At 60.3% G+C, this 26128-nt stretch carries 21 protein-coding genes; 5 read left to right on the forward strand and 16 right to left on the reverse strand.

Annotation, left to right across the window (positions count from 1 at the left end):
- Positions 1-13 precede the first annotated feature (13 nt).
- The 3 genes from ABDX87_RS27460 to ABDX87_RS27470 all read right to left on the reverse strand — a co-directional run bounded on the left by ABDX87_RS27460 (position 14) and on the right by ABDX87_RS27470 (position 2942).
- Complete coding sequence (locus ABDX87_RS27460; RefSeq protein WP_346830719.1) at positions 14-1186, reverse strand: FAD binding domain-containing protein; 1173 nt, start codon at positions 1184-1186, stop codon at positions 14-16.
- A 105-nt stretch (positions 1187-1291) separates the two neighbouring features.
- Positions 1292-2191, reverse strand: coding sequence for a LysR family transcriptional regulator (locus tag ABDX87_RS27465; RefSeq protein ID WP_346830720.1), 900 nt, complete (start codon positions 2189-2191; stop codon positions 1292-1294).
- Positions 2192-2261: 70 nt separating this feature from the next.
- A complete protein-coding gene (locus ABDX87_RS27470; RefSeq protein ID WP_346830721.1) occupies positions 2262-2942 on the reverse strand; it encodes a histidine phosphatase family protein in 681 nt (226 codons plus the stop codon).
- Between the two features lie 292 nt (positions 2943-3234).
- Here ABDX87_RS27470 and ABDX87_RS27475 point away from each other — a divergent pair, with 292 nt between their 5' ends.
- On the forward strand, positions 3235-4479 hold the full coding sequence (locus ABDX87_RS27475) for an MFS transporter (protein WP_346830722.1): 1245 nt from the start codon (positions 3235-3237) through the stop codon (positions 4477-4479).
- A gap of 9 nt (positions 4480-4488) precedes the next feature.
- Here ABDX87_RS27475 and ABDX87_RS27480 read toward each other — a convergent pair whose 3' ends face one another.
- From ABDX87_RS27480 to ABDX87_RS27490, 3 genes are read right to left on the reverse strand one after another with little or no spacing between them, the layout of a single operon-like run.
- On the reverse strand, positions 4489-5556 hold the full coding sequence (locus ABDX87_RS27480; RefSeq protein WP_346830723.1) for an ABC transporter ATP-binding protein: 1068 nt from the start codon (positions 5554-5556) through the stop codon (positions 4489-4491).
- On the reverse strand, positions 5553-7145 hold the full coding sequence (locus ABDX87_RS27485; RefSeq protein WP_346830724.1) for an ABC transporter permease: 1593 nt from the start codon (positions 7143-7145) through the stop codon (positions 5553-5555). Before ABDX87_RS27485 ends, ABDX87_RS27480 begins: the two co-directional genes overlap by 4 nt.
- A gap of 17 nt (positions 7146-7162) precedes the next feature.
- On the reverse strand, positions 7163-8170 hold the full coding sequence (locus ABDX87_RS27490) for an iron ABC transporter substrate-binding protein (RefSeq protein WP_346830725.1): 1008 nt from the start codon (positions 8168-8170) through the stop codon (positions 7163-7165).
- 356 nt (positions 8171-8526) lie between these two features.
- Here ABDX87_RS27490 and ABDX87_RS27495 point away from each other — a divergent pair, with 356 nt between their 5' ends.
- On the forward strand, positions 8527-9831 hold the full coding sequence (locus tag ABDX87_RS27495; protein ID WP_346830726.1) for a sensor histidine kinase: 1305 nt from the start codon (positions 8527-8529) through the stop codon (positions 9829-9831).
- Here the strand turns inward: ABDX87_RS27495 and ABDX87_RS27500 are convergent.
- Positions 9791-10639, reverse strand: a complete 849-nt coding sequence (locus ABDX87_RS27500; protein WP_346833635.1) for a phosphatase PAP2 family protein — start codon at positions 10637-10639, stop codon at positions 9791-9793. The genes ABDX87_RS27495 and ABDX87_RS27500 overlap by 41 nt on opposite strands.
- Before the next feature lie 46 nt (positions 10640-10685).
- Positions 10686-11369: a histidine phosphatase family protein gene (locus ABDX87_RS27505; RefSeq protein WP_346830727.1), complete on the reverse strand. Its 684-nt coding sequence runs from the start codon at positions 11367-11369 to the stop codon at positions 10686-10688.
- A gap of 407 nt (positions 11370-11776) precedes the next feature.
- Between ABDX87_RS27505 and ABDX87_RS27510 the strand changes: the two genes are divergently transcribed.
- Positions 11777-13234 carry an ArnT family glycosyltransferase gene (locus tag ABDX87_RS27510; protein ID WP_346830728.1) on the forward strand — a complete coding sequence of 486 codons (1458 nt, stop codon included), beginning with the start codon at positions 11777-11779 and terminating at the stop codon, positions 13232-13234.
- Positions 13235-13265: 31 nt separating this feature from the next.
- Positions 13266-14891 carry an ArnT family glycosyltransferase gene (locus ABDX87_RS27515; protein WP_431061187.1) on the forward strand — a complete coding sequence of 542 codons (1626 nt, stop codon included), beginning with the start codon at positions 13266-13268 and terminating at the stop codon, positions 14889-14891.
- A 54-nt stretch (positions 14892-14945) separates the two neighbouring features.
- Here ABDX87_RS27515 and ABDX87_RS27520 read toward each other — a convergent pair whose 3' ends face one another.
- The 8 genes from ABDX87_RS27520 to arnB are packed head-to-tail and all read right to left on the reverse strand — an operon-like array spanning position 14946 to position 23770.
- Complete coding sequence (locus ABDX87_RS27520) at positions 14946-16340, reverse strand: UDP-glucose dehydrogenase family protein (RefSeq protein ID WP_346830729.1); 1395 nt, start codon at positions 16338-16340, stop codon at positions 14946-14948.
- Positions 16337-16762, reverse strand: coding sequence for a 4-amino-4-deoxy-L-arabinose-phosphoundecaprenol flippase subunit ArnF (gene arnF, locus ABDX87_RS27525; protein WP_346830730.1), 426 nt, complete (start codon positions 16760-16762; stop codon positions 16337-16339). Before arnF ends, ABDX87_RS27520 begins: the two co-directional genes overlap by 4 nt.
- Positions 16759-17103, reverse strand: coding sequence for a 4-amino-4-deoxy-L-arabinose-phosphoundecaprenol flippase subunit ArnE (gene arnE / locus ABDX87_RS27530; protein WP_346830731.1), 345 nt, complete (start codon positions 17101-17103; stop codon positions 16759-16761). The genes arnF and arnE overlap by 4 nt, the downstream gene beginning before the upstream one ends.
- Positions 17100-18746 (reverse strand): lipid IV(A) 4-amino-4-deoxy-L-arabinosyltransferase, encoded by a 1647-nt coding sequence (gene arnT / locus ABDX87_RS27535; protein WP_346830732.1) that lies wholly within the window; start codon positions 18744-18746, stop codon positions 17100-17102. Before arnT ends, arnE begins: the two co-directional genes overlap by 4 nt.
- On the reverse strand, positions 18743-19630 hold the full coding sequence (gene arnD / locus ABDX87_RS27540; protein WP_346833637.1) for a 4-deoxy-4-formamido-L-arabinose-phosphoundecaprenol deformylase: 888 nt from the start codon (positions 19628-19630) through the stop codon (positions 18743-18745). Before arnD ends, arnT begins: the two co-directional genes overlap by 4 nt.
- Positions 19627-21618: a bifunctional UDP-4-amino-4-deoxy-L-arabinose formyltransferase/UDP-glucuronic acid oxidase ArnA gene (arnA, locus tag ABDX87_RS27545; RefSeq protein WP_346830733.1), complete on the reverse strand. Its 1992-nt coding sequence runs from the start codon at positions 21616-21618 to the stop codon at positions 19627-19629. Before arnA ends, arnD begins: the two co-directional genes overlap by 4 nt.
- A complete protein-coding gene (gene arnC, locus ABDX87_RS27550; protein ID WP_346830734.1) occupies positions 21615-22625 on the reverse strand; it encodes an undecaprenyl-phosphate 4-deoxy-4-formamido-L-arabinose transferase in 1011 nt (336 codons plus the stop codon). The genes arnA and arnC overlap by 4 nt, the downstream gene beginning before the upstream one ends.
- On the reverse strand, positions 22622-23770 hold the full coding sequence (gene arnB, locus ABDX87_RS27555) for a UDP-4-amino-4-deoxy-L-arabinose aminotransferase (protein ID WP_346830735.1): 1149 nt from the start codon (positions 23768-23770) through the stop codon (positions 22622-22624). Before arnB ends, arnC begins: the two co-directional genes overlap by 4 nt.
- Before the next feature lie 831 nt (positions 23771-24601).
- Between arnB and ABDX87_RS27560 the strand changes: the two genes are divergently transcribed.
- On the forward strand, positions 24602-25849 hold the full coding sequence (locus ABDX87_RS27560) for a 2-aminoadipate transaminase (RefSeq protein WP_346830736.1): 1248 nt from the start codon (positions 24602-24604) through the stop codon (positions 25847-25849).
- The last annotated feature ends 279 nt before the right edge of the window (positions 25850-26128 follow it).

The following is a 26128-nucleotide window of genomic DNA, read 5'->3' on the forward strand; positions in this document are numbered from 1 at the left end:
TTCACCGCACGCGTCACCGTGTGGGAAGTGGATCGATCCCCATGATCCGGTTGCCCATCGAGATGCCCCAGTCGACCATCTGCGCGCCGTTGCGTAATTGATCGTGTTGCCACGTATCAAGGGCCTTGCGCACGTCAGGTTGATGGTTGAGTGCCTGGGCCAAGGCAACCGCATTGGACGCCGCTTTGGCCGTGCTTCCTGCGGTGTGTGGCCTTGGAATGAACGCGGCATCGCCCGTCAGCAACACCCGGTCAAACACCATGCGAGGGACTTTAAGGTCCAGGATTGACTGCACGAAAATGTCCGGGGTGAGGCAAATCAGTTCAAGAAACGCGGGATTGATGCGTCCCTTGGCCAGCGCCCGGAAGGCGGCTTCCTGTGCGGGCGCCATGGCACCCGGCGGCACGGAATGCGGCCGCCGGCGCCCGGCATGATCAGTCAACGCGGCGTCCAGCTCGGCGCCGGGCGCGGCTTTCAGGTACCAGAGCCAGTTGAACCGGCGTTCGCCAACCCGGGTTGAACCGTCCGCGCCGGGGACCATGTACGTCAACATCAGCGACTCGGGGCTTTGCTGAAACACGAAATTTTCGTAGAGCAGGGCCCTGGTCTGGTCCGGTAGATCACGTTCGTCCACCAGCCCGCGCCACACCAGATAACCCGAGTAGTCGGGTTGCATATCCGGCAGCACGAGGCTGCGGACCGTGGAGTGCCCGCCATCCGCGCCAATCAGTAAATCGCCTTGTGCCTGCTTGCCGCCTTCGAAGGTGGCGGTGACACCGTGGTCGTCTTGCCGAACGTCGATCAGGGTCGCCCCACGGTGGTAATGCTCGCTCGGCAGACCCGACATCAGCGCCGCGTAAAGGGTGTTCCAGGACGTCTGTGTCTGAGGCATCAACTGGTTGTGACGGATCTTGCCAGCAGCATCCAGGAAGACCCGGTGCCGGGAGCGCACACCCAGCGCTTGGGTGTGCTGGATACCGGCGAAATCGAAGGCCCTCAACACGTCAGGTTGCAGCACGATGCCGCCGCCCCGACTGTCCAGGGCTGCGGGCGAGCGTTCGAATACCTCGACCTGCCAGCCAATCGCGCGCAACGCTGTCGCCGCGAACAACCCGCCCAGTGATCCGCCGATGACCAACGCTTTGCGCGCAGGCGCGGGTGATTGATGGGGAGATGAGTCGTTCATGGGGCTGCGCTCCTGGCGGGTTCAATGCCACCACACTAGGCCTGCTGCGGTGTTCGGAGAATCCGCCGCGTGCGCAAAAGGGTGTTGCGCCGGGTGCAAGAGCGATCAGCTCGACATCATCTCCTGCATAAACGCAATAAACGCCTTCACCCGCTTAGAGCCACGATGGTTGGGCAGGTACAACGCCGAGATTTCGCCTTTGGCGTTGTCCGGGTAGGCCGGGCTGTTTTCGAACAGCTCGACCAGCCGTCCGGCCTCGAGGTCCTGGTCGATCAGCCAGTCGGGGAGCAGGGCGATGCCGGTGCCTGCCAGCGCCAGTTCGCGCAGCACTTCGGCGTTGTTGCTTTTGAAGCGACCGTTGACGGAGACGCGGGTCTCTCCGTCGATCGAGAGAAAGGTCCAGGCTTGCTGAGGATTGCCGAAATTGAAGCGCAGGCAGTCGTGGTTGGAGAGCTCAGCCGGTGTCTGGGGCTTGCCGTGCTGCTCGAGGTAGCCAGCGCTGGCGATCACCCGTCGTCGAAACGTCCCGACCGGGCGGCTGACCACGCCGTCCATGGGCGCAGCGGAGCCCAGTCGAATCGACAGGTCGATACGCTCGCTGAACAGGTCAACGATGGTGTCGGTGAGGGTGATGTCCAGTTCCAGCCGAGGGTAGCGACTCATCAATACACCCAGCTGCGGCGCGATGATGGTCCGTCCGAAAGCGGTCGGCACCGAGATGCGCAAAGGGCCCGAAGGCTCGTCGTCGCTGTCCATCACGGTCGCATCGGCGTCCGCCACGTCTTCGAGAATCTTGCGTGCGCGCGAGTAGTAGGCAGCGCCTGCGTCGGACACCGTGACCTGGCGGGTCGAGCGGTTGAACAGCACCGTTCCCAGCTCGGCTTCGAGGGAATCGATCATGCGCGTCACACTGGACGTCGCCATGCCCAATTGCCGGGCCGCGGCTGAAAAGCCTTTGGCGTCGACGGTCTCCACGAACATCTTCAAGGCGAGCAACTTGTCCATTGACCTTCCGTCATACCTGCGCTGTGTGGGCGCAGTGTAGGCGGTCGGTGCGAGCTCGCCAACGGCAGTATCAGCGGTTGAGGCTCACTGACGGTGTCGTCGGCCAGTCAGGCATGTTCGCGACCCCCAGTACGTTTATTTTTCCCTGAGGGGTCACCCATACAAACAACGAACTGTCGTACTCGCTGGAAGCCGCGTGTTTAAAGCCCGTCTGTTTTTCAAAGTCACTGATACAGCCGCTGTGGGTGACCAGAATCAGATTGCGCCGGGCCTGTTTGTGGGAGAGCGCATCGTCACGCATGGTCTTTCCGCAATCTGCCAGCCATTGTTGGCTGACGGAGGGTGCATCAAACATGAACTGCGCGGTCTGTGCGGTTCGGGTAATCGGGCTGTGCATGATGTCCGTGTTACCCAGTCCCCATCCTGCATAGGAACGGCCCAGCTGCTGTGACTGCGTACTGCCAAGCCGGGTGATCCCGTCGGCCGGGCCCAGACATGCATTGCTGGAACGGTCGCAACGTTCGGCGTGCCGCACCAGGACGATCACATCGCCCTGGCGCCAATGCTCCATCAGGCTGATGACGCCCAGTGAGCGCGGGTTCCTCAGATCCAGGATGGCTGGCGACATTGGCCACACAATGAACCCCGTTGTCATGGTGACCATCAGCACGATGCCGAGGATGACCCACCGACGTGAACGATTTCTTCCTCGTTTGAACAGCCCGAGCGATCCGATTGAAAAGTTGGACATGGGTGTTACCTGATTACCGTTGTACGCGTGAAGACGGGGAGTGCGAGCGCACACTCGACCCGAGCATGCGATGAGCGCCAACTTAAAGATCAGGAGGTGGAGCGACGGTGAAGGCGCTGTGAAAAATTTGCGGGTCACGAAAGTGAAACGATCAGAAAGCGCATCAATGGCATCCGGGCGACGTTACTGAGCGACTACATTCCTATACGGAATCCATACTATAAAAAACATGAATTTTATTTATGGAGATCAGCCCTCTACTGTAGGCGGACAACACGCCAGAGGACCTGACATGAGCGTTCAGCCGCCATCCGCCACTGCACAACCGTTTGCAGCGGATCAACCCATCGCTGAGCAGTACTGGAAACGCAACCTGGCGGTTTGCGTTCTCGGTGCGTTCACCACGATTGTCGCCATGACGCTGTTGCTGCCGTTCTTGCCACTGTACGTCGAGCATCTGGGTGTCAGCGATCCTGCGGCCATCGTGCAATGGTCGGGCGTGGCGTTCGGTGCGACGTTTCTGTCAGCGGCCCTCACAGCGCCGCTCTGGGGGCGGTTGGGCGATCGCTACGGCCGCAAGTTGATGTTGATCCGGGCAAGCCTCGGGATGGCCATTGCGATGTCGCTGATTGGCCTGGCGGAAAACATTTACCAGTTGGTGGGGTTGCGCCTGCTGGCCGGTTTGTTGGGCGGGTACGCGTCGGGGGCGACAATTCTGGTGGCGACCCAGACACCCAAGGAGCGCTCCGGCTGGGCGCTCGGCATGCTGTCGTCGGGGATCATGGCGGGCAATTTGACCGGCCCCTTGATTGGCGGGCTCCTGCCGCCGCTGATCGGCATACGCAACACGTTCTTTCTGGCGGGCGGCGTGATCTTCCTGACCTTTCTCGCCACCTTGTTTCTGATGAAGGAAACGCCGCGTCGCAAACGCGCCGCTGGAGCACCCAAGCCTGTGACGGTGCGGGCATGGGATGTGATTCCGGATAAAAAGCCCGTCATCACGATGTTTGTGGTGGCGTGCCTGGTGATGTTCTCGATCATGTCCATCGAGCCCATCATCACGGTCTACCTGATCCAGTTGCACACCAAGAACGTAACGCTGATGGCGGGCGTGGTGATGTCCGCGACGGCCTTGGCCAGCGTCTTGTCGGCGTCGCGCATCGGCAAGCTGGCGGACCGAATCGGCCATTGGAAGGTGGTGGTCGGATGCCTCAGCGTAGCGGCCGTGCTGCTCATCCCGCAGGCATTCGTCAGCAACGAATGGCAACTGGTGGTGCTGCGCTTTCTCATGGGGATCGCGTTGGGCGGTCTGCTGCCGTGCATCGCCGCGATCATTCGTCACTCGGTGCCGGACATCGTGGCCGGCCGCATGTTGGGTTATTCCACCTCAAGCCAATACGTCGGTCAGGTGCTTGGGCCGCTGACCGGTGGTTATCTGGGCGGCCATTTCGGCATGCCGATCGTGTTCATTGTCACGTGCGTGCTGATGGCGGCGTGTGCGGTGGTGATGCTGGTGATGCGCCCGGTCAGGGTGTGATGACACCCATCACAGCACATGGGCCTCGCCTGCCGTAGACAGCCTCACGGTACTGCCAAGGGGTGGAATGTTGATGCCGGGGTTGCGCACATTCAGCGTGCGATGGGGGATCTGTTCACCGCCGGCGGTCGTTCTGGCGGCAAGTTCCAACGTCAGGATGCACGAGCTGCCGGTAAAGTCGATGTCCGTCACGCGCCCGACACTGTAGGGCCCCGTCTCGGCGGCATCGTGGGTGACGACGGTCAGTTGCTCAGGGCGCAGCAGAATTTGCGCGGCACCCTGTCGGCGGGGTTTGAGGACCGGCACCGAGCCCAGTTCGCAGGTGGCGATATCGCCCTCGACCCATGCAGGCAGAATGATCGCTTCGCCCAGAAACACGGCCGTTTCCTCGTCGACGGGATGGCGATACAACGCCATGGGGGACCCTGCCTGCACCAGCTTGCCTTGACGCATGACCGCCAGTTGATCGGCAAATGACAGCGCCTCTGCCTGGTCGTGGGTCACCAGAATCGTGGTGATGCCCGCGTCCGACAACAGTTTGCTGACCGCCTTGCGCATGCTGCTGCGCAGGCCGGTATCGAGCGCCGAAAACGGCTCGTCGAGGAGCATGATGCCGGGGTTTTGCGCCAGCGCTCGGGCCAGCGCGACCCGCTGCTGCTGACCGCCCGACAGTTCGTGTGGCCAGCGTTCGCCCATCGACTCATCGAGCGAGACCATCTCCAGTAACTCGGCAATGCGTCGGCGTCGGAACGCGCGATCACCCGTCAGGCCGAAACCGATGTTGGCCGCCACCGACAGGTGCGGGAACAGCGCACCATCCTGCGGTACGTAGCCGATGTTGCGCAGGTGCGCCGGAACCGCGCGGGTTTCATCGACCAGCCAGTCGCCCTGCAAGGCAATGCGTCCACGGTCCGGGAACTCAAAGCCCGCGATCATCCGCAATAACGTGGTCTTGCCTGACCCCGAAGGACCGACGATGGCGGTGCGACTGCCCGCAGGAATCGACAGGCTGACGTTGTCCAGCGCCCGGACATTACCGAAGGATTTATAAAGTGCGTGCAGCTCAAGAGCGTTCATCGGCCTGCCGTGCGTTTGGATTGGTGATAGAGAAGGGCGGTGAGCGGTAACGACAGCAGGACCATGATCAGGGCATACGGGGCGGCGGCCGCGTAGTCGATCTCACTGGTCATGGCCCAGAACCCGGTTGCCAGTGTGCGTGTGCCACTTGGCGAGAGAAGCAGGGTGGCGGTCAGCTCGTTGGTGATGGCCAGAAACACCAGTGCGGCGCCGGCTGCTGCACCCGGCGCGGCCAGGCGCAGGGTGATTAGCCAGAGGGCCTGCGTGGGTGTGCGGCCGAGGCTGCGGGCCATGTTCTCCAGCTCGACCGGTGCCTGGGCAATGCCAGCGCGCAGGCTTACCAGGGCGCGCGGCAGGAACATGAGCAGATAGGCCAGCAGCACAGTGATCACGGTCTGATAAATTGGTCGTGCTACCTTGATGGTGATGGTCACCAGCGCCAGCGCTACCACGATGCCCGGTAACGAACTGGTGATGTAGTTGCAGCTTTCCATCAGCCGGTTGAACCGACTTGGCGCGCGAATCGACAGCCAGGCAATGGGGAACGCAGCGGCCGTGATCAGCACCGCACCGACGGACGCCAGCATCAGGGTTTGTTGCACGGCGTCGAGCAACCCGTCCTGCTGCCAGACCTCGCTGCCACCGGCGATCAGCCAGCTCGCCAAGGTAATGAGCGGCACGCCCAGCGCCAGAAGAGACAGGCTGATCGGCAACAGCAGGCACAGCACGGTGGCCGTTTTCGACAACGGCCACAGCTGCGGTTGGCGTGCGCTGCCTGATCCCACACGGGCGTAACGCGCGTTGCCTCGGGCGGCCGACTCCAGCGTCAGCAACAACAGACACAGCAGCGCCAGCACACCGGCGAGCATGTTCGCGGCGGGGCCGTTAAAAGACGACTGGAACTGGTCGAAAATCGCCGTGGTGAAGGTGTCGAAACGAATCATCGCGAACAGGCCGTACTCCGCGAGCAGGTGCAGTCCTATCAGCAGCGAACCTCCGCAGATCGCCAGCCGCAGTTGCGGCAACACGATGCGCAGAAACACCGCCAGCGGTTTAAGTCCCAATGATTGGCCCACGTCCTCAATGGCGGGATCCAGTCGCCGCAAGGTCGCGGCGATGGGCAGGTAAAGAAAGGGAAAGTACGCCAGCACGGACACCAGCACTGCGCCCGGTAATCCGTGCAGCGAGGGCACCAGACTGACCCACGCATAGCTGTGGACGAAGGCCGGCACAGCGATGGGCGCGGTGGCGAGCAGAGACCACAGCCGACGTCCCGGCAAATCGCTGCGTTCCGTCAGCCAGGCCACCGCCAGAGACAGCGCGATGCACAGCGGCAAGGTGATCAGCACCAGCATCAGCGTGTGGAGCAAAAGCTCGGCGACCCGGGGTCGAAACACCAGCTGGACGATGCTGTCCCAGCCGCTTTGAATCGCGATGTAAATCACAAAACCCAAGGGCAGGAGCGCCAGCAGCGAGATGACCCATGAACTGCCGGTAATCCAGGCAGCAAAATGCCGCCCCTGTTTGCGCCTGCGCGAAATCGACGCAGGCGCAGAACCGGTCACGGGCGTGTTTGCCGGTGGGGACATACGTTCCAGTTGCACAGTCAGAGCAGTCCCGCCTGGGTCATCAAGTCCACGACCTTTTTACTGTCCAGTTTCGACGCGTCAACCGCGGGCGCATCGAGTTCGGCCAGTGGCGTCAGCTGGGCGTTGGAGGCCGCGCCCTGGCCGACCGCGTATTCAAAGGATTTGCCATCCTTGAGCACTGCCTGGCCTTCCTTGCCGGTGATCCATTTGATGAACGCCTGCGCCTGCTCCTGATGCTTGCTGGAGGCCAACACACCGCCACCGGAAATGCTCACGAACGCGCCTGGGTCCTTGTGCTTGAAGTAGTGCAGGGAGGTGTTCTTGCTGTTTTCGCCGGTCTTGGACTGATCGACGAAGCTGTAGTAGTGAAAGATCACGCCGCTGTCGATCTGACCGGCGTTGACTGCTTTGAGTACAGCGCTGTTGCCACGATAAGCCGTGAAGTTGGCTTTCATGCCTTTGAGCCACTGCAGGGTTGTCGCTTCGCCTTTCAGCGCCAGCATCCCGCCCACGATGGCCTGGAAGTCCGCGCCGGCAGGCGAAGCAGCCCAGCGACCTTTCCAGCTTGGCTCAGCCAGATCGAGGATCGACTTGGGCAGTTGGTCCTGGGTCAGTTTGTCCTTGTTGTAGACGAACACCGTCGAGCGCGCCGCGATGCCGACCCAGTTGCCGTGGGCCGGGCGGTAAGCCGAGGCGACTTGTGACAGGGTCGTCGGTGCGATCGGGGCGAACAGACCGGCGCCGTCGACGAGCACCATCGAGGGGGAGTTTTCGGTCAGGAAGACATCGGCCGGGGATGCCTTACCTTCCTGAACGATCTGGTTCGCCATCTCGGTGTCATCGCCGTTGCGCAATGTGACCTTGATGCCTGTCTCTTTCGTGAACCCCTCGACCCAGGCTTTGGTCAATCCTTCGTGCTGGGCGTTGTACACGACAAGGCCGTCGTCAGCCCAGGCGCCTGCGCTGGAGCAGGTCATGGCAACGAGCAATGCGGCTTTGAAAAAAGTGGGTCTGTGAAATGTCATTGTGAGGATTCCCGAGCAGGGTGGTAGAGGGGTCGATCCGTTAAAGCATCCAGCAAGGAGTGTAGAGCCAATCCGCTCAATGCGAATCATTAGCGCATGAGAGGGAGTGGCAAATTAATGTCGGGAATGAGAAAAAATCGTCAAAACGGTGTAGGCGTCTCGTCAATCTCGACGCAACGACCCCGTGACCGCTTCATTGACCTCTTCCTTACGTACAAACGTGCCCGCGACCTGCGGGCGTCAGCGGGCTGTCGAACGCGCCGGCAGCCAATTAACGAAACCATGACATAACGCCCCCGATAATGTGCGCCGACTAGCAGTAGTGCGAGCGACGGCACGGATATGTACGAAAACTGATGGATATCAAACACAGCCTTAAACAACGGATCGTGATTGTCTTTGCCCTGATGAGCGCATTAGTGGCGGGCGTGTTTGCGCTCGGCATTATCGCCACCGTACACATTGTCGAGACGCGGCTCACCACCATTAGCCTGGGCGGCAACCTGCATCGTCTGCTCAAGCAGGACCGCATCGAGGACTGGCGTCATCGTCCGGATAAAGACGAGTTGTTCTATGCCGACGACGGCGTGGGTGACGTGGCGATGAGTGATGATCTGAAAGACCTGAAGCCAGGCTTTCAGGAGTTCTTTCGGGGCAAGAAAGCCTATTACGCCATGGTCGAGTCTATCGGTGAGCGACGTTACGTTTTGCTCCGCGACCAGCGCAAATTCGAGAAGCGCGAACGCATTCTGTTCGCGGTGGTGTTGGTGGGGTTCATCCTCAGTGTCATGCTCGCGGTGCTGCTCGGACGCTTGCTTGCTTCGCGGGTCATGGCGCCGGTGTCACGTCTGGCCGGGCAGGTCCGGCACCGGGATCAACTGCTCGAAATGGCACCGACCCTGGCAGACGATTACGCGCGGGACGAAGTCGGCGCGCTGGCGAAATCCTTTGACGAAACGCTCGGCCGGCTGCGTGCTGCGTTGGGGCGGGAAAAACTGTTCACCAGCGACGTGAGTCATGAATTGCGCACGCCGCTGATGGTGCTCGCCACCTCCTGCGAGCTGTTGCTGGACTACCCCGGGCTCGACGACCGCTCGCGCACTCAGGTGCAGCGCATCAGCAAGGCGACCGCAGGCATGAACCAACTGGTCGAGACATTCCTGCTGCTGGCACGCACGGAAGGCAAACGTACGCCTGAGGGGCAGGGTTCGACCATTTCCCGGATGGCCGAGGAGTTGATCGAGGTGTGGCGCCAACCGATCGAAGAAAAGGGGCTGCAGTTCATCTGCGTGTCGTCCATTGACACCTCGGGGACCGCTGGATGCGGGCTGTACAACGCTGCTCTGCTGCGCTCGGTCATGGGCAACCTCTTGCGCAACGCCTGGCATTACACCGATCACGGCTTCATCCGCCTGACCCTGACCGATCAGGGTTTCAGTGTCGAGGACAGCGGTATCGGTATTCCACCGGAGAAGCAGCAGGCCATGTTTCAACCCTTCGTGCGGGGTGACGAGCAGCGTGGGGAAGGGCTGGGATTGGGTTTGTCACTGGTCCAGCGGATATGCGTCAATCAGCACTGGACCGTGACATTGACCAGCCGGGAGCCGGCCGGGTGTTGCTTTACCGTTGCGCTGGGGACGCCACGGTCGGTATCGGTGTAGCGTTCAGCGTTGGCTCTGGATGCAACGCCACCGAGGGATCCAGCCGGGCCCGCCCATAGAAGACCATGGCCGTGAGGAACATCGAGAACCATACGATGATGCCCGCCCAGGGGGTGTGCGACATGAAGTGCCAGCCCTGAAACACGCGTGTTGTTCCATAAACGGTCCCCAGGATCAGCGAGAATGCCAGCACCTTGCGAGCGTGGCGCCAACGGTAACGGCGCGCAACGAAAAACAACGCCAGCATCGTGAAGCCGCCAGAGGCATGACCACCCGGCCAGCAGCGGCCTTTACCGGCATCGTGCAGCAGGTTGAAGTTCTCGTACCACTCTTTCTGCTGCTCGGTCCCGCCATACAACGTGGTTTCCACCGGGCAGTAGATGCTGGTGTGGCTTTTGAAATAGTGGATCGCGCCGGTCGTGATGGAGAACGACAACACCACGAATAACAGGTCGCGCCGGTGGCGGGTGAGAAAACGCAACGCGGGGGCGATGCGGACCTTCTCCAGCCAAGCCATCATCCGGGCATGCTTCTCTGCCCTGAAACGCGGCCACAGAAACGAGAGGAGCGCTCCGATGATTGCCGCTTCACCTGTCCAGTTCGGGATGATCCTGGCCCACTTGTGCGTGATGGTCTCGAACAGTTTGCTGTGCTGCAGCGGGAAAGCGTGTGTGCTGGTGTTGTAGATCCAGTCGCTGAACCTGACGTCGAGCCCCGTCAGGTCGACGCTGACGAACAGCACCAGCGCCAGGAGCAGGGGAATACCGACATGATTGAAGTAAAAGCGGTTTCTGCTGTTGTGCACGATCACAGGTTCCGATGGGCTGTTGGATGAGAGGGTTGAGGTCGGCGGTTCAAGGGCGCTTGGCAAGGACCTTTCCCCAATCTTGCGCGTCGACAAACCCTAGCACGCGGGCTGCGTGTGTCTTCGGGTCAATGGAGACGATCAGCGATGAGCCGTACCCGATGGACGAAGGGGCTGGAGTGTTGAGGGATTGCTCAAGCGCAGCGACGCATTCGCTATGGGTGACAAGCACCATATTGCGATGATCGAGCTTGTGGTTAAGGACGTCTTCCAGCATCGATTTGCGGCAATTGATCAACCAGTCTTCGCCCGTACTCGTGCGATTGAATGCGTAGGCCGACGTTTGTTCGGTGCGTCGCAATGGACTGTTGTAGACGTCGACCTGGTTGAATCCCAGATTCTTGAACGCCAGGCCTACCTGTTGCGCCATCTGCCGGCCTTTGACGGTAATGCCGTCGCGCTGATCCAGGCAGGGATTCGTAGAATGGTCGCAACGCTCAGCGTGGCGCATGAGTACCACCAGATCGCCCCTGTCCCACAACGAGAAGAGATTGGCTTTCCGCGCATGATTCCCCTCGGCCAGGTCTGGAATGGCGGCAGGGTGCAATGCCAACGCCGACGCGACTCCCATCAGCAATAAAAACAACGCGAACAGACCCAGCCGTGCGGATTTTCTCAGCGCGTGGTAGCGCGCATTCAGTTCGCCCAGTGCGTGACTTAAGGTGGAGCTCATTGTGGATCCGTCTACCAAAAAAGTATGAATGAAGGGGCGCATAGAATTGAGGCGGTACTTCACAGCATCCACCCAGCGGCACGCGCTGACACTTCGTTGAATTCTGGTCGCGAGGGTAAAGGGATGGGGGTCAACGGCGAGTGAAGTGCATGTGAAAACTGCTTTCACATTTGCACGAACGGTTCATGTCAATGTGGGCAGACACAGCCACGGTTCAGTACGGCTCATGAATAATGGTCGACAGGTGATGTTCAATTTCAATGAGCTTGGTTGCACACGGAATGTGCACTCGCGCGGGATATTCACTCACGGTTTAAAACTTCGCAGTTGACCCAGGCTGACGTCCAATAATGTGATCGAAAAAGAGGCTGTCATTGTTCAGCGTGATATCAGGGCGGGTCACCTATATGAAAGACCGCAGTGTCTATGCCGTATTTCTTTTGTGCGGGTTACTGTTGTTTTTTGCGCTGGGCAATCATCAGTTACAGGACTCTACCGAGCCCAGGGTTGCCGGTATTGCAATGGAAATGCGCCTGAGTGGCAACTGGGTCACACCGACGTTGAACGGTGAGCCGTTTCTGGAAAAACCTCCCCTGAGTGTTTGGCTTGATGCCAGTGCAATCCGATGGTTTGGCGCAACGCCGCTTGCCGTGCGCCTGGCATCGGCGGGCGCAGGTCTGCTGACCCTGTTTTTGTTGTACTCGATGCTGTGCCGAATGGGGCGTCCGCGCTACGTCGCGCTAGGGGCGACGCTGTTGTTGGTGACGACGGCGACGTTCTGGGGCAACGCGCGTCAGGTGGGCGAAGATGCCTTGTTGACGTTGGGAGTGTCGATGGCGCTGTTGGCATTTCTCAACACGTGCGTGCAGCGCGACCGGGCTACCTTCCCCTTGGGTGACTGGCTTCTCTTTAGCCTGGGGATCGTCATTGCGACATTGAGCAAGGGCGTGCTGGGTCTGGCAATGCCCGGTGTGGTGATCTTCGCCTATCTGAGCATTGAAAGCGGGCAGCAAGGTCGCCTGGTGCTGCGCCACTGGTTTTATCCGTTGTTATTCACGCTGTTGGCGCTTGTGCCGCTGGCGGTGTGGTTGTGGCTGCTGTACGGGCAAGGCGGGATTGAATCGCTGAAGGCTGTGCTATGGACCAACAGTGTCGGACGCTTCGACGGCTCGTTTTCGGATGCCGGCCACTATGAGCCTTTCTACTACTATCTGAGCAAACTGCCGCAGGCGTTCCTTCCCTGGAACCTGCTGGTGTATCTGGGGCTGTGGCATTTCAGGAAACAGTGGCGAGCCAATCGCTACGTCTTGTTTTTCAGCGTGTGGCTGATCGCTCAGTTTCTGCTGCTGACGCTGGCCTCCAGTAAACGGATGGTTTATCTGATGTCGCTGACGCCGGCTGCGGCGGTGATCGCGATGGAGTACCTCGCGATGTGGCACGAACGCTTGCGTCAACGTGCCGACACTTCAATTAAAGTTCGCCGCGGGTTTCAGCATCGTCGAGGGTGGGTGACGAGCATGGTGGCTGTGGTTTGCGTTGCGTACCTGAGTGATGCGTATTGGCTGGCGCCTCGCGCGGATCTGAAGCTGTCATTTTTGCCACTGGCTGAACGCGTTCAGACCTTGCAGGCTCAGGGCAGGCATGTGGTGCTTTTTCAACCCAGTGAGCGGTTGGCAGGCGCCAGCGTGTTCTACAGTGAGAGTTTGCTCGACACGGTGCTGGACGAACATACATTGCAGGGCGTGCTCACGCGGGATGCGCACACAGTAGCGATCATGGAAAAGACCGAGGAGCCTCCGCAGCCATTGAGGATCGTGGACCGAATCACCGTCGGCGACCGCGTCTATTATTTCGTCAGCCGTTGAACGCTCAGCGGCCGGGCCATAGGAGTTTGTGTTGACATCGATTGGTTCTGAATTCTTGTCGGGCGTCACGCCGGCCCGGGCCAGGCGCCAGGCCTGGAGCGCGGGTGGGCTGGCCTTCCTGCTCTTCGTCGCCGCCAGTTGGCACCTGAGCATCATTGGATTCGACTCACGGTTCGTGCTGTTCGCCCAAGAGATGATGCGCCATGGGCCGGGCTTTTTCCCCACCACCTATGGCGAGCCTTATCCGGACTATTCGGCGTTTTCGACCTGGCTGATTTATCTCTTTTCCCTACCACTCGGCGAAGTGACCAGTTTCACGGCTTGGCTGCCCACCTGCATTGCCTCGGCAATCATGGTGGGGCTGATGTACCGCCTGTTGGCGCCCTATTCGCGACGCTGGGCGTGGTTGAGCATCGCGTTTCTGTTGCTGACCAACACGTTCATTACCGAAACCCGAGCGGTGTCCCTGGACCAGATGCTCGCGACCGTGTCGTTCTTTGTATTCCACCTGGCCTATGCGAGCGATCATTTTGGCTCAGCGCGACGGCTATGGGCGGTGTTCGCGCTTCTGGTGCTGGGGTTTGCGATTCGGGGGCCGATCGGCGTGGTTGTGCCGACTGGCGTGATGTGCAGTTACTACGTGCTGAACCGGCAATGGCGCCGATTATGGTGGTTCGGGCTCTCTGCGCTGGCGCTGTTGGCGACGTGCATGCTGATTCTGTTGCTGTTGGCGCGGCTCAGTGGCGGTGAGGCATTGCTGTCCGAGGTGCTGCGCATGCAGATCACCTCGCGACTGGATGGCAGCGAAGGCAGCAGTCCGTTGTTTTGGTATTTCGGCAGTTCGCTCGGCAACTATGCCTTGGCGTACCCCATGGCGCTTGTCGTGCTGGCGGTGGTAGGCGTCACGGGCCGGCGGCCGACCAGTGCAGCCCTGCATCTGCTGTATCTCGCGGCATTCGCCGGTCTGGTCGTGATGGTCGGACTGTCCGTGCCGCAGGCGAAAAAAGCCCGATACGTGCTGCCGATGCTGCCGATGGCCGCGATCATCGCGGCGTATCCGTTTCAGGTGCGCACAGGCCGGGTCTTCTGGTGGCTAAGGGGGATGACGCTGACGTTGTGCTGTTTCATTCCCGGTGCGTTGGTCGCCGGGTTGCTGGCGGCGCGTCCGCGCTTTCCGGAAGCACTGAGCGACATCGGCCCCGTGCTCGTGACGCTGGGCCTGTTGCAGCTGATTGCGTTGCCCTTGTTGATGCGCCCGCGTTTGCGTTTGTACGGGCTACCGGCGTGTGCGGTGCTGGCGGTCTGGATCAGTTACATCGGCATTTTCGAGAAAGCGGAGCGCACGCTGTACGACACCCGTCATTTCACCCAGGCGGTTCGCCAGGTCACACAAGCCGACAAGGCGCTGCTGGTGCTGCATTCGATGGGCAAAGACGCCAAGGCCATCAAGTTCATGGTCAATGTTGATGAGGACCTGCTGCCGCAGTTCACCGAGACACCTGAACAGTTGAGTGCGGTGCACGGGCCGGCGGATGTGGTGATGAGCAACAACGATTTCCAACGATTGCAGGGCACGCCATTAGGCGCCTTGCCGGTGTTGCTCAGCGGCCGGTTCGACAAGGAAGAGTACGTGCTGCTTCGGTTACCTGCGCAATGATCGCGTGGGTATAAAAAAGCGCGGCCTGGGTGACCAGGCCGCGCAGCGCACAGATTACACCGCGTGGTGGTTGGCCAGCAGTTCGTAAGGCGCCCACAGCTGCTGCGGGATAGGCAGGTTGCAGGAGTCGCCCCGGCCAATCGGGAAGTACTGGAAGCCGCGCTTGGCCAGGCGTTCGGTGTCATACAGGTTGCGGCCGTCGAAGATGACCGGTGACTTGAGCCGCTGCTGAATCAGGTCGAAATCCGGTGCCTTGAACTGCTGCCATTCGGTACAGACGATCAGCGCGTCGGCCCCCAGCAACACCGATTCCGGCGTGCCCATCAGGATCAGGTTGGGTTGTTCGCCATACAAACGCTGGGTCTCCTGCATGGCTTCCGGGTCGTAGGCGCGAACCGTCGCACCGGCGGCCCACAGGGACTCCATCAGCACACGACTCGGTGCATCACGCATGTCGTCGGTATTGGGCTTGAAGGCCAGCCCCCACAGCGCGAAGGTCTTGCCCTTGAGTTCACCCTTGTAAAATGCGTTGATGCGGTCGAACAGCTTGTTCTTCTGCCGCTCGTTGATGTCTTCGACCACATTTAGCAGATCGTTCGAGCAACCGGCTTCACGGGCGCTGTGAATCAACGCGCGAATGTCTTTGCCGAAGCAGGAGCCTCCATAGCCACAGCCCGGATAGATGAAGTCATACCCGATCCGTGAGTCGGCACCGATGCCCAGGCGCACGGACTCGACGTCGGCACCCAGGTGTTCGGCCAGCTCGGCAATCTGATTGATGAAGCTGATCTTGGTCGCCAGCATGCAGTTGGCGGCGTATTTGGTCAGTTCCGCGCTGCGCAGGTCCATGAACATGATGCGTTCGTGGTTGCGGTTGAACGGCGCGTAGAGCTCTCGCATGACGGGGAACACATCCGGGTTGCCGCAGCCGATGACGATACGGTCGGGGCGACGGCAGTCCTTGACCGCCGAGCCTTCCTTCAGGAATTCGGGGTTGGACACGATATCGAATTTCAGCAGACGGGCCGACTGGCGCAGGTGCTGCTCGATATGGCTGCGCAGGGCATCACCACTGCCGACTGGCACCGTCGATTTCTCGACAATGATCACCGGGGTCTCGCGGTGCCGGGCGATGGCGTCGCCGACCGCAAAGAAACCCCGCAGGTCAGCCGAACCATCGGGTCGGGAGGGCGTACCCACCGCGATGAACAGGACCTCACCATGTTCCACCGTGCGTTTTTCGTCGGTGGTGAAATGCAGCCGTCCGGCTTCAAGGTTCTCCCGAACCAGGTTTTCCAGGCCGGGTTCGTAGATGGTCACATGGCCTTTGCTCAGTTGCTCGACCTTGGCCGGGTCAATGTCCATGCACACCACGTCGTGGCCAACCTCAGCCAACACGGTCGCCTGCACCAGACCCACATAACCGCTACCGAAGACGCTGATTTTCATCGGGAAAGCTCCTTGTCACTGTCATTGCCGTTGTCGCAGCTACGCCGGAAATTGATCGTCACTACACCGAGCACGATCAGGGTCACACCCACTGTTCGAGGAACGGTGAGTGTCTCGTTGAAAAAGGGGAGCAGGGCTGCCAGTACGTACACCGCTGCGTAACTGATACTGAGCAGCGAATAGGCGCGGCTCAGGGGCACATCACGCAATGCGCCGAGCCAGCACAGCATGGACAGCGCGTACGCCGCGATCGCCGCCACCACCACACTGAGTGCGACCGGGTCGACGTTGCCGCCTTGTAGGTCTGCCAGCCAATGGGCCGGTTGTGGCAGGCGTTGCATGCTCCAGCGCATGCCCAGCTGTGCCGCGCTGACCAGCACTACGCTGCCCATGGCCAGGCTCAGGCCGCGGCGCGCGCTCACGCTTGACGCCCCAGCAAGACCACACCGACCAGAATGAGCGCCACGCCGAACCAGTGGCGACCGTCAACGAATTCATTGAACAGGTAGCGTCCGGTCAATGTGATCAGCACGAAATTCAGCGCCAGCATCGGGTATGCCACGCCGACGTCCATGCGCTGCAGCACCAGCAGCCAGAGCAACAGGCCTGCGCCCAGACACGCCAGCGCCAGCCATAACCAGCCGCTTCGCAGTGCGGTGCCAACGCCTGGGAACGCGTGCCCCCAACGCTCGACGGTCAGCTTCTGCGCAATCTGTCCCATGCACGTCAGCAGGCAGGCACACAGCAAGAGGCCGAACGTCATGACGGCGTCCTGTCGAAGATCATGATCGTGAGATTGCCTTCTTCATAACGCTTGCCATCCTGCGGCAGCAGGCTGAATTCGTAGGCGTCATCGACCGCGTTGCCGCGCATCACCACCGCGACCGCACCTTGCTGACGCGCCTTGGTCATCCACGCCTGAACCTGTTTCCAGTCGATTTCTCTGGGTTTGGGCTGTGGGTATGCAAGCCCGTATTCCAGTTCGCCACGGGTGTCGTAAAACACCACATCGTTGCGCTTGAGACGCCAGGACAGCGCAGCCGCCGCGCCGAGATCGTTACTCAGCAGGTGAGTGGCAGCGGCCAGCTCATCGACGTGGCGCATCACGAACTGGTCCGGCGTCTTGTTGAAGACGATGCTGTTGGGCAATGCCGCGGGGATCAGTGCGATGGTCAACCAGCTGCCGAACGCTGGCATCAGCCAGAAACGCAGGGGCCTGAGGCCCTGAAGCGCATTGGTCGCGATCCAGCCCAGCAACACGACAATCGCCAGTGTCAGGTGCTGAGGCTCCTGGTCATACACCGTTTTTTTGAACTGGATGAACAACAGCGCAGCCAGCACAATCACGCCAAAGGCGCTGTTGAACAGGCCGTTGATGCGCAACGCGGTGGTCTTCCCGGCGTTCAGGGTTTCGACCAGTGCATTCCCCATCAGCAGGGCCAGAGGCATCAGGCACGGCAAAATGTAGGTCGGCAGCTTGCCTTTGCTCAGGCTCAAAAAGGCCAGCGGCAGGATCAGCCACATCAGCAGAAAACCGCCATGGCTCTGGCGTCGTTGTTCCCAGGCTTGCTTGAACGTGCCAGGCAACAACAAGGCCCAGGGTACGCATGCGGCAACCAGCAGCGGCAAGTAGTACCACCATGGCTCGGCGTGCTGAGCGTCTTCGCCGGCAAAGCGACGGATGTGTTCGTGCCAGAAGAAGAAACGCCAGTAGTCAGGCTCACGGCCATGCACCGCCAGGACCCACGGCAGGCACACCAGCACGGCAACGACGATGGCCAGCGGACCGAAGGTCAGCAGCTCGCGCAGGCGTCGCTGCCAGACCATGTAGGGCAGGGCGACCACCACGGGCAAGGCCCAGGCCAGAAACCCCTTTGTCATGAAACCCATGCCGCAGGCAAAGCCGAGCAGGGCCCAGCACAGCAAACGCTGGCGCCCGACGCTGTGGATGGCGAACCAGAAGGTGACCAGCGTCAGGTTCACCCAGAGCGTGAATTGCGGGTCAAGGTTGGCATAACCCGATTGCCCCGCTACCAGGAAGAAGCTCATGAACAGCAGTGCGCACGTGAAACTTTTGCGCGGGTCTGCCCAGATGCGTCGCGCGATCAGCCAGGTCAACAGCACACTCAGGCCGGTGGTCAACGCGGACGCAAAACGCACACCGAAAAGGTTCTCGCCGAACACTGCTTGCGCCGCGGCGATCAGCCAGTAGCCCGCAGCGGGTTTTTCGAAATAGCGCAGCCCCATGAAATGTGGCGCGGCCCAGTTACCGCTGTGCAGCATTTCCTGGCTGATCTGGGCGTAGCGGGTTTCATCGGGAATCCACAGGCCGTGAGTGCCCAACGGCAGCAGATACGCGAGCAGGAATGCCGCCACCAGCACCGCAATGTTCTGATAACGGCTCATGGTTGCTGCACTCCCAGCCAGCCTTCACGCCCGTCCAGCGCGCCGCGCACCAGATGCCCCTGAGGCAGCACTTTGGGGTTGTCAGGCAGCAGGTTTCCCAGCGGCTGAAACCGTATATCCCGGTCTTTGGCCTGGGTCAGCAGGTGGCGGAACTGTTCGGCCATGACAATGCCTTCCACTTCCGCGTGCACGGTATAGACGTTCAGCTTCGAAGGGCTGAACTGGCGCAACAAGTAGGTATTGAAAGCGCGGGCATCGAGCTGAGGACCGACGACTTCGTCGAACGTCGGCAGGTCCACGGGAATCTGAGGCGTGCCGGGCTGACCGTCCGCGAGCAAAGGACGAAACAGGCCGAAGCCTCGGCAATCGCTGTTATAGCGGAAACCGAATCCTTGTTTGGCCTGCACGACGCGTTCATCCGCACGCCATCCGGCGGCGGCTGAACAGGTCACGGCATTGCCCAGAATGTCACTGAGGCAATCCACGCCACGGGCAATCTGAGCCGTGAGTTGGTTCTGCGTCCAGTTGCCCGCATGGGCCTGCCAGCCATGGTGATCCCAGGCGTGCAGGCCGACTTCGTGACCCGCGTCCTGGGCGCGGCGCATCAAGGGGCCCAGATCTCGACCGATGGGTTTGCCAGGCCAGGCAGTCCCGGCCAGCAAGATGTCCCATCCGTAAAGGCTTGCGGCTTTGGAGCGCAGCATTTTCCAGAAAAACTGTGGCCGTGCCAGGCGCCACAGATGACGGCCCATGTTGTCCGGGCCGACACTGAAAAAGAACGTGGCCTTGACCTGTGCTTCGTCCAGCAGGTCGAGCAGTCGCGGCACGCCGTCCCGCGTTCCGCGATAGGTATCGACGTCAATGCGCAAGCCTGCCTGCATCAGTTCGCTTCCGCTTTTTCAGCCATGGCTTCGCGCAGGAAGAAATCCAGGGTCTTGCCGATGGTTTCACGCAGCTCGATCGTGGGCTGCCAGTCGATCAGGCGACGCGCGTTGTTGATGCTTGGCTTGCGGTGGCTGACGTCCTGATAGCCCTTGCCGTAGAAGGACTGGCTTTCCACTTCCCGGAAACCGGCAAACGGCGGGAAGTTGTCCCGCAGCGGGTGCGCTTCGAACTGACGCAGCAACTCTTCACCCAGTTGACGAATGCTGGCCTCGTTATCCGGGTTGCCGATGTTGATGATCTGACCGTTGCAGCGGTCATCGCGGTTTTCGATGATGCGCGCCAACGCTTCGATGCCGTCGACCACGTCGGTGAAGCAGCGTTTCTGCGCGCCACCGTCCACCAGACGGATCGGTGTGCCTTCCACCAGGTGCAGGATCAGTTGGGTGATCGCGCGCGAGCTGCCGATGCGAGCGGAGTCCAGTCGGTCCAGGCGCGGACCCATCCAGTTGAACGGACGGAACAGGGTGAACTGCAGGCCTTTCTGCCCGTACGCCCAGATCACCCGGTCCAGCAACTGCTTGGAGACCGAGTAAATCCAGCGCTGTTTGTTGATCGGACCGACGACAAGGTTGGAGGTGTCTTCGTCGAAGTTCGCGTCCTGGCACATGCCGTAGACTTCCGAGGTCGACGGGAAGATCACGCGCTTGTTGTACTTGACGCAATAGCGAACGATTTTCAGGTTTTCTTCAAAGTCCAGCTCGAACACACGCAACGGGTTGCGGGTGTATTCGATCGGGGTGGCAATGGCCACCAGCGGCAGCACCACGTCGCATTTCTTGATGTGGTATTCGATCCATTCGGTGTGGATGCTGATGTCGCCTTCGATGAAGTGGAAATTCGAATGGCTGCGCAGGCGCTCGATGGCATCGGAGCCGATGTCCATGCCGTAGACTTCGTAGCGATCATCTTTGAGCAGACGCTCCGACAGGTGATTGCCGATGAAACCGTTGACGCCCAGGATCAGCACGCGAGTGCGCTTCAACTGACGCCGCTTCTGGCCGCCGACCAGCCGCGAACCCTCTACCAGACCGAACTCACGGGCCAGTTGCGCGCCGCTCAGATAGAGTCCGTCATCGCCGCGCTGCCCGGCAGTGATCAGCAGGGAGTCCTCGCCACAGGCAATGCGCAGCGGTTCACAGCTGATGACCGTGCCCGGCGCCTGGCCGTCGTTGCCTGATTGCACCTTGGCGCTCCAGACGATCATCTTGTGTTCACCCACCGGGCAGAATGCACCCGGGTAGGGTTGGGTGACCGCGCGCGTCAGGTTGTACAGCTGCGATGCGGGTTGCTGCCAGTCGATCAAGCCATCGGCGGGCGTACGTCGGCCAAAACAGGTCGCTTTGGATTCATCCTGTTCAGTGCCCGGCAACTGTCCCTTGCCCAGCAACGGAAGGGTTTCGGACAGCAGGTCGGCAGCGCTGGTGCGCAGCTTGGCATGCAGGGTCAAAGCCGTGTCGGTGGCGCTGATGCTCACACGTTGCTGAGCAACGATGGCGCCGGCGTCGGCGCGTTTGACCATGCGGTGCAGGGTCACGCCGGTTTCGGTCTCGCCGTTGACCAGCACCCAGTTGGCCGGCGCACGGCCACGGTAGCGTGGCAGCAACGAGCCGTGCAGGTTGAAGCCGCCGTTTTTGGCGCATGCCAGCAGGTTTTCGCTGAGCAGATGGCGGTAGTAGAACGAGAAAATGAAGTCAGGGGCCAGCTTGCCGATGCGTTCGATCCACAGCGGATGATTCGCGTCTTCAGGGGCGTGAACGGGGATGTTGTGCTGGGCGCATAGCTGTGCGACCGAGCCGAAGAAGGTCTTTTCCTTGGGGTCGTCGGCGTGGGTAAACACGGCCGAAATCTCATAGCCAGCGTTGAGCAGGGCTTCAATACCGACACAACCGATATCGTGATAAGCAAAAACTACGGCTTTGAGGCTCATGGTGCGACCTTATTCAAAATGGGAGCAGGGGCATCGACTTTCGGGGTAACGGAAACAGGCTGGCTGCGCACGACCTTCTCGATGAAAAAACGTGGACGCGCGCGTACATCGCTGTACATGCGACCCAGGTATTCGCCGAGCAGGCCCATGCCGATGAACTGTCCGCCGGTGAAGACGAACAGCACCGCGAACAGGACGAAGGTGCCGTGTCCTGCCCATGGCGCACCGAAGATCAGGCGCAGCACGATCAGCAGCGTCGCGAAGAGCACGCCGAGAAAGGCCATGATGAAACCGATGATGCTCAACAGCCGCAACGGCGTCGTGGTCATGCAGGTGACCAGGTCGAACATCAGATTGATTAGCTTCATTGCGCTGTATTTGGATTCCCCATGCTCGCGCTCAGCATGCATCACCTGTACTTCAGTGGTGTGACGGGCAAAGCTGTTGGCCAGAATCGGAATAAAGGTGCTGCGTTCCCGGCAGGCCAGCATCGCGTCAACGATGCTGCGCCGGTAGGCGCGCAACATGCAGCCGTAGTCGGTCATGGCCACGCCGGTGGAGCGTTGCACGGCCAGGTTGATGAGTTTTGAAGGCCAGCGTCGCAAGGCCGAATCCTGTCGATTGCCACGCACCGTGCCGATCACGTCGTAACCTTGCTCTGCAAGCGTGATCAGGCGAGGGATTTCTTCGGGCGGGTTCTGCAGGTCAGCATCCAGGGTGATCACGAGATCGCCTTTGCACTGCTCGAAGCCGGCCATGATCGCCGCGTGCTGGCCGTAGTTGCGGTTGAGGATGACCGCGACTACCGGGCTGCCATCACGCTGAGCAGCCTCGAGCAATATCTCGGCAGAGTCGTCACGACTGCCGTCGTCAACCAGAATGATTTCGCAGGGCTGGCTCACCTGCGCGCAGGCCGCTTCGGTACGGCGCAGCAGTTCCGGCAGGCTTTTTTCCTCGTTGTAGACCGGGATAACGATCGACACGCGGTTGATGGGGTACGGTTTCACGAGCGGACTTCCACAATGGATTCAATGGCGCTGACGACGCGGTCGACATCGGCCAGGGTCATGTCAGGGAACAAGGGGATGGAACACAGCCGCGACGAGTTCCATTCGGTCTCGGGCAAGCGCACGTCCGGGAATCGTTGGCGGTAGTAGCTGTGCAGGTGGGTCGCGATAAAGTGGATGCCGCTGCCGATGTTTTGCGCCTGCAGGGCTTTCATGAACGCATCCCGGTCCAGGCCGCAGCGCTCTGCGTCAATGCGCAGGATGAACAGATGCCAGGCGTGGTGCTGGTCGTAGCCCGGATGCGCCAAGGGTTGTACGGGGCTGCCGGCCAGACGTTCCAGATAATGATTCGCCAGTTCGGCGCGACGCGCATTGAGGGCGTCCAGACGTTCAAGCTGCACCAGGGCGATGGCGGCGTTGATGTCGGCAAGGTTGTATTTAAACCCCGGTTCGATCACCTCTGCCTGCGGTTTGCGCCCGTGGGTCAGGCGGTCATAGGCGTCGACGCCCAGCCCGTGGAATTTCAGGCGGCGCGCACGATCGGCCAGTTCAGGATCGTCGCTGACGAACATCGCGCCTTCGGCGCAGGTCATGTTCTTGATTGCATGAAACGAAAAGATGGCGGTGCCAGAAGCGCCGACCGGACGACCTTTGTAACGAGAGCCTGCGGCGTGGGCCGCATCCTCGATCACCGCAATGCCATGGCGTTCGGCCAAGGCATATAGGGGATCGAGGTCAAACGCGGCACCGGCGTAATGCACCGGAATGATGGCCTTGGTGCGCGGGGTGATGGCGCGCTCGATCAGTGCAGCGTTTGTCATCAGCGTGTCGCGGTCTATATCGACGAACACGGGGGTCGCGCCCAACAGGCAGATCATGTTGGCGGTGGAGACCCAGGTCTGCGAGGGCGTGATGACTTCATCGCCTGGACCGACGCCCAGCGCAAGCAGGGTGATGTGCATGGCACCCGTGGCTGAAGAAATCGCCACGGCCTGTTGCGCGCCGCAACGCTCGGCGAATTGCTGTTCCAGGCGCTGGCATTCCGGGCCCGTGGTAATCCACCCGGAGCGCAGCACACGGGTGGCGGCTGCCACTTCCTCGTCGCCCATGCTTGGGCGGGAAAAAGGAAGAAAATCCAGACTCATGTAGACCCTCCTGCACGTGTGTCGATGTTGAGGACGTTAACGAGGCGCGCAAGCAAAAACGCAAGCCGCCTGTCCCAAGAAGCTCGTTATTTAAAAATGTCGGCCGCATGGGCGTACAAATAAAGTGGGTGCTAGTGCTGCCCGATCCTTGGTGTAACGCATCTACTGCCCTGTTGAAGAGACGCAAGGTTGCGCACTTTCGTTATCGGAATAGTAGAAGATAAATTATGAAAATTCCGTTGATAGCGTGTTGTTGTTTCGTCCGGGAGAACAGTCAGGAACATACATTCACCCTTTTTTAGAGATGAAATGGAAAAGTCACAAATAGGGGCTATTCTTTACTCCCATTTTTTGGAACGTCCAGCGCTGCAAGGGTCGTAGAGCCCTCTGTTCCTCCGTCCTTCATAGTGAGACTACGCTCGCGAAGCTGAACAGAAACTGAAACGCCAAGAGGTGATGGCCCGTTCATCGCTGTAATCGCGAAGATTTAGCGATACGCAGCCGTATCAACGACAGCCAGAGCAGAGTGTTAATTCGGATAGGGACGGGAAGAGCGTGATGGCAAACGCTCGAAAGTTTAAATCGTAAGGCTGATCGATGGTTTATGCCGATCCCGTTTATCGATGTTTATAACGCGATACTGTTTTAGAGGGGAACACGAGTCATTCCCGAATAACATCGCGAGTGCCTTTCCATCATCCATAGTGCTGCTCCCATCCGGAAGCGATGTCAGTCCTTGATGGAATGACACGTTGCCTTAATTTCGTTTGTTAGAAAGGAACCAGATCGCTTGAATAGGCGCCTCTCCCATCGCCTGCAGGTCGTTTGAGCATGGATTTCCCGTCAGTCAGCCAGTCCATTTCCTTCGTTCATCCCATCAGCCTTACCCATGGAAAAAACGCCGAGGTCTGGGACGTCGACGGAAAGCGATACATCGATTTCGTCGGCGGTATCGGTGTGTTGAATCTGGGGCATTGCCACCCGAAGATCGTCGCGGCGATTTGCGAACAGGCGCAGCGCATGACGCATTACGCGTTCAACGCAGCCCCGCATGAGCCTTATCAGCTGTTCATTGAACGGCTCGCGGCGTTTATTCCGGTGAGTTACCCGGTCAGCGGCATGCTCACCAACAGCGGCGCCGAAGCGGCGGAGAATGCGTTGAAAATCGTGCGTGGGCATACCGGCAAGTCGGCGGTCATCGCATTCGATGGCGCCTTCCATGGGCGAACACTGGCGACGCTGAACCTCAACGGCAAAGTGGCGCCTTACAAGCAGAAAGTGGGCTCGCTGCCCGGGCCGGTGTTCCATCTGCCGTATCCAAGCGCGGACAACGGTGTGTCGACGGCCGAAGCCTTGAAGGCGATGGATCGGCTGTTCAGTGTGGAAATCGACATCGACGAGGTCGCCTGCTTCATCATCGAGCCGGTGCAGGGCGAGGGCGGTTTCCTGGCGCTGGACGTCGAGTTCGCCCACGCATTGCGCAGGCTGTGCGACGACAAGGGCATTGTCTTGATCATCGATGAAATCCAGTCAGGCTTTGGCCGCACCGGTCAGCGCTTTGCCTTCAGCCGTCTGGGCATCGAACCGGATCTGCTGTTGCTGGGCAAGAGCATCGCCGGCGGCGTCCCGTTGGGGGCGGTCGTCGGTCGCAAGGCCCTGATGGATACGTTACCCAAAGGCGGGCTGGGCGGGACTTACTCCGGAAATCCACTGGCGTGCGCAGCGGGCCTGGCCACGCTGGATGAAATGACCGATGCGCATCTCGCAGCCTGGGGCGAACAGTATGCAGTCACCTTGCTCACCCGGTACGAACAATGGCAGGCGCATAAACTGTCACCGTATCTCGGGCGGCTGACCGGCGTCGGCGCGATGCGCGGCATCGAGCTGCTGACCCCGGAAGGCAAACCGGCGACGGCACAAATGGCGCAGTTGCTGGCGAGCGCCAGGGAGCGCGGGTTGCTCTTGATGCCGAGCGGCAAAGCCCGTCACATCATCCGTCTGCTGGCACCGCTGACCATCGAGCCCGAGGTGCTGAACGAGGGGCTGGACATTCTAGAAGCGTGCCTGGCGGATCTCTGATCCGTCCTCGCCTTCAAAGAAAGAACCGCCGGCGTTTACATCCGCACGAAAATAAACGCACGTCTGTGTAAGCGCGCACTCTAAGCCTGCATTCACCGAATGAGGCCGTGCTCATGAGTGCCAAAACACCCACGCCAGATATCCAACCGCCGGCGTTTCCAGACGAAACGCCGGAATACCCACTGTCGGCCCCGATCAAACCAGATGATCCGGAGCGCCGTAGTGATCAGTCCAAGGCTGAAACGGAAGGCTGCGTTGAAGAGCAAGGGACCGTAGTTC

The sequence above is a fragment of the Pseudomonas abietaniphila genome, assembly GCF_039697315.1.
In the GTDB taxonomy this organism is placed as follows: Bacteria; Pseudomonadota; Gammaproteobacteria; order Pseudomonadales; family Pseudomonadaceae; genus Aquipseudomonas; species Aquipseudomonas abietaniphila_B.

What these genes read in the sequence shown, in the direction of transcription:
- ABDX87_RS27460 (WP_346830719.1), bottom strand. Translation starts at nt 1,186, where the DNA reads ATGAACGACTCATCTCCCCATCAATCACCCGCGCCTGCGCGCAAAGCG.
- ABDX87_RS27465 (WP_346830720.1), bottom strand. Translation starts at nt 2,191, where the DNA reads ATGGACAAGTTGCTCGCCTTGAAGATGTTCGTGGAGACCGTCGACGCC.
- ABDX87_RS27470 (WP_346830721.1), bottom strand. Translation starts at nt 2,942, where the DNA reads ATGTCCAACTTTTCAATCGGATCGCTCGGGCTGTTCAAACGAGGAAGA.
- ABDX87_RS27475 (WP_346830722.1), top strand. Translation starts at nt 3,235, where the DNA reads ATGAGCGTTCAGCCGCCATCCGCCACTGCACAACCGTTTGCAGCGGAT.
- ABDX87_RS27480 (WP_346830723.1), bottom strand. Translation starts at nt 5,556, where the DNA reads ATGAACGCTCTTGAGCTGCACGCACTTTATAAATCCTTCGGTAATGTC.
- ABDX87_RS27485 (WP_346830724.1), bottom strand. Translation starts at nt 7,145, where the DNA reads ATGTCCCCACCGGCAAACACGCCCGTGACCGGTTCTGCGCCTGCGTCG.
- ABDX87_RS27490 (WP_346830725.1), bottom strand. Translation starts at nt 8,170, where the DNA reads ATGACATTTCACAGACCCACTTTTTTCAAAGCCGCATTGCTCGTTGCC.
- ABDX87_RS27495 (WP_346830726.1), top strand. Translation starts at nt 8,527, where the DNA reads ATGGATATCAAACACAGCCTTAAACAACGGATCGTGATTGTCTTTGCC.
- ABDX87_RS27505 (WP_346830727.1), bottom strand. Translation starts at nt 11,369, where the DNA reads ATGAGCTCCACCTTAAGTCACGCACTGGGCGAACTGAATGCGCGCTAC.
- ABDX87_RS27510 (WP_346830728.1), top strand. Translation starts at nt 11,777, where the DNA reads ATGAAAGACCGCAGTGTCTATGCCGTATTTCTTTTGTGCGGGTTACTG.
- ABDX87_RS27520 (WP_346830729.1), bottom strand. Translation starts at nt 16,340, where the DNA reads ATGAAAATCAGCGTCTTCGGTAGCGGTTATGTGGGTCTGGTGCAGGCG.
- arnE (WP_346830731.1), bottom strand. Translation starts at nt 17,103, where the DNA reads ATGACGTTCGGCCTCTTGCTGTGTGCCTGCCTGCTGACGTGCATGGGA.
- arnT (WP_346830732.1), bottom strand. Translation starts at nt 18,746, where the DNA reads ATGAGCCGTTATCAGAACATTGCGGTGCTGGTGGCGGCATTCCTGCTC.
- arnA (WP_346830733.1), bottom strand. Translation starts at nt 21,618, where the DNA reads ATGAGCCTCAAAGCCGTAGTTTTTGCTTATCACGATATCGGTTGTGTC.
- arnB (WP_346830735.1), bottom strand. Translation starts at nt 23,770, where the DNA reads ATGAGTCTGGATTTTCTTCCTTTTTCCCGCCCAAGCATGGGCGACGAG.
- ABDX87_RS27560 (WP_346830736.1), top strand. Translation starts at nt 24,602, where the DNA reads ATGGATTTCCCGTCAGTCAGCCAGTCCATTTCCTTCGTTCATCCCATC.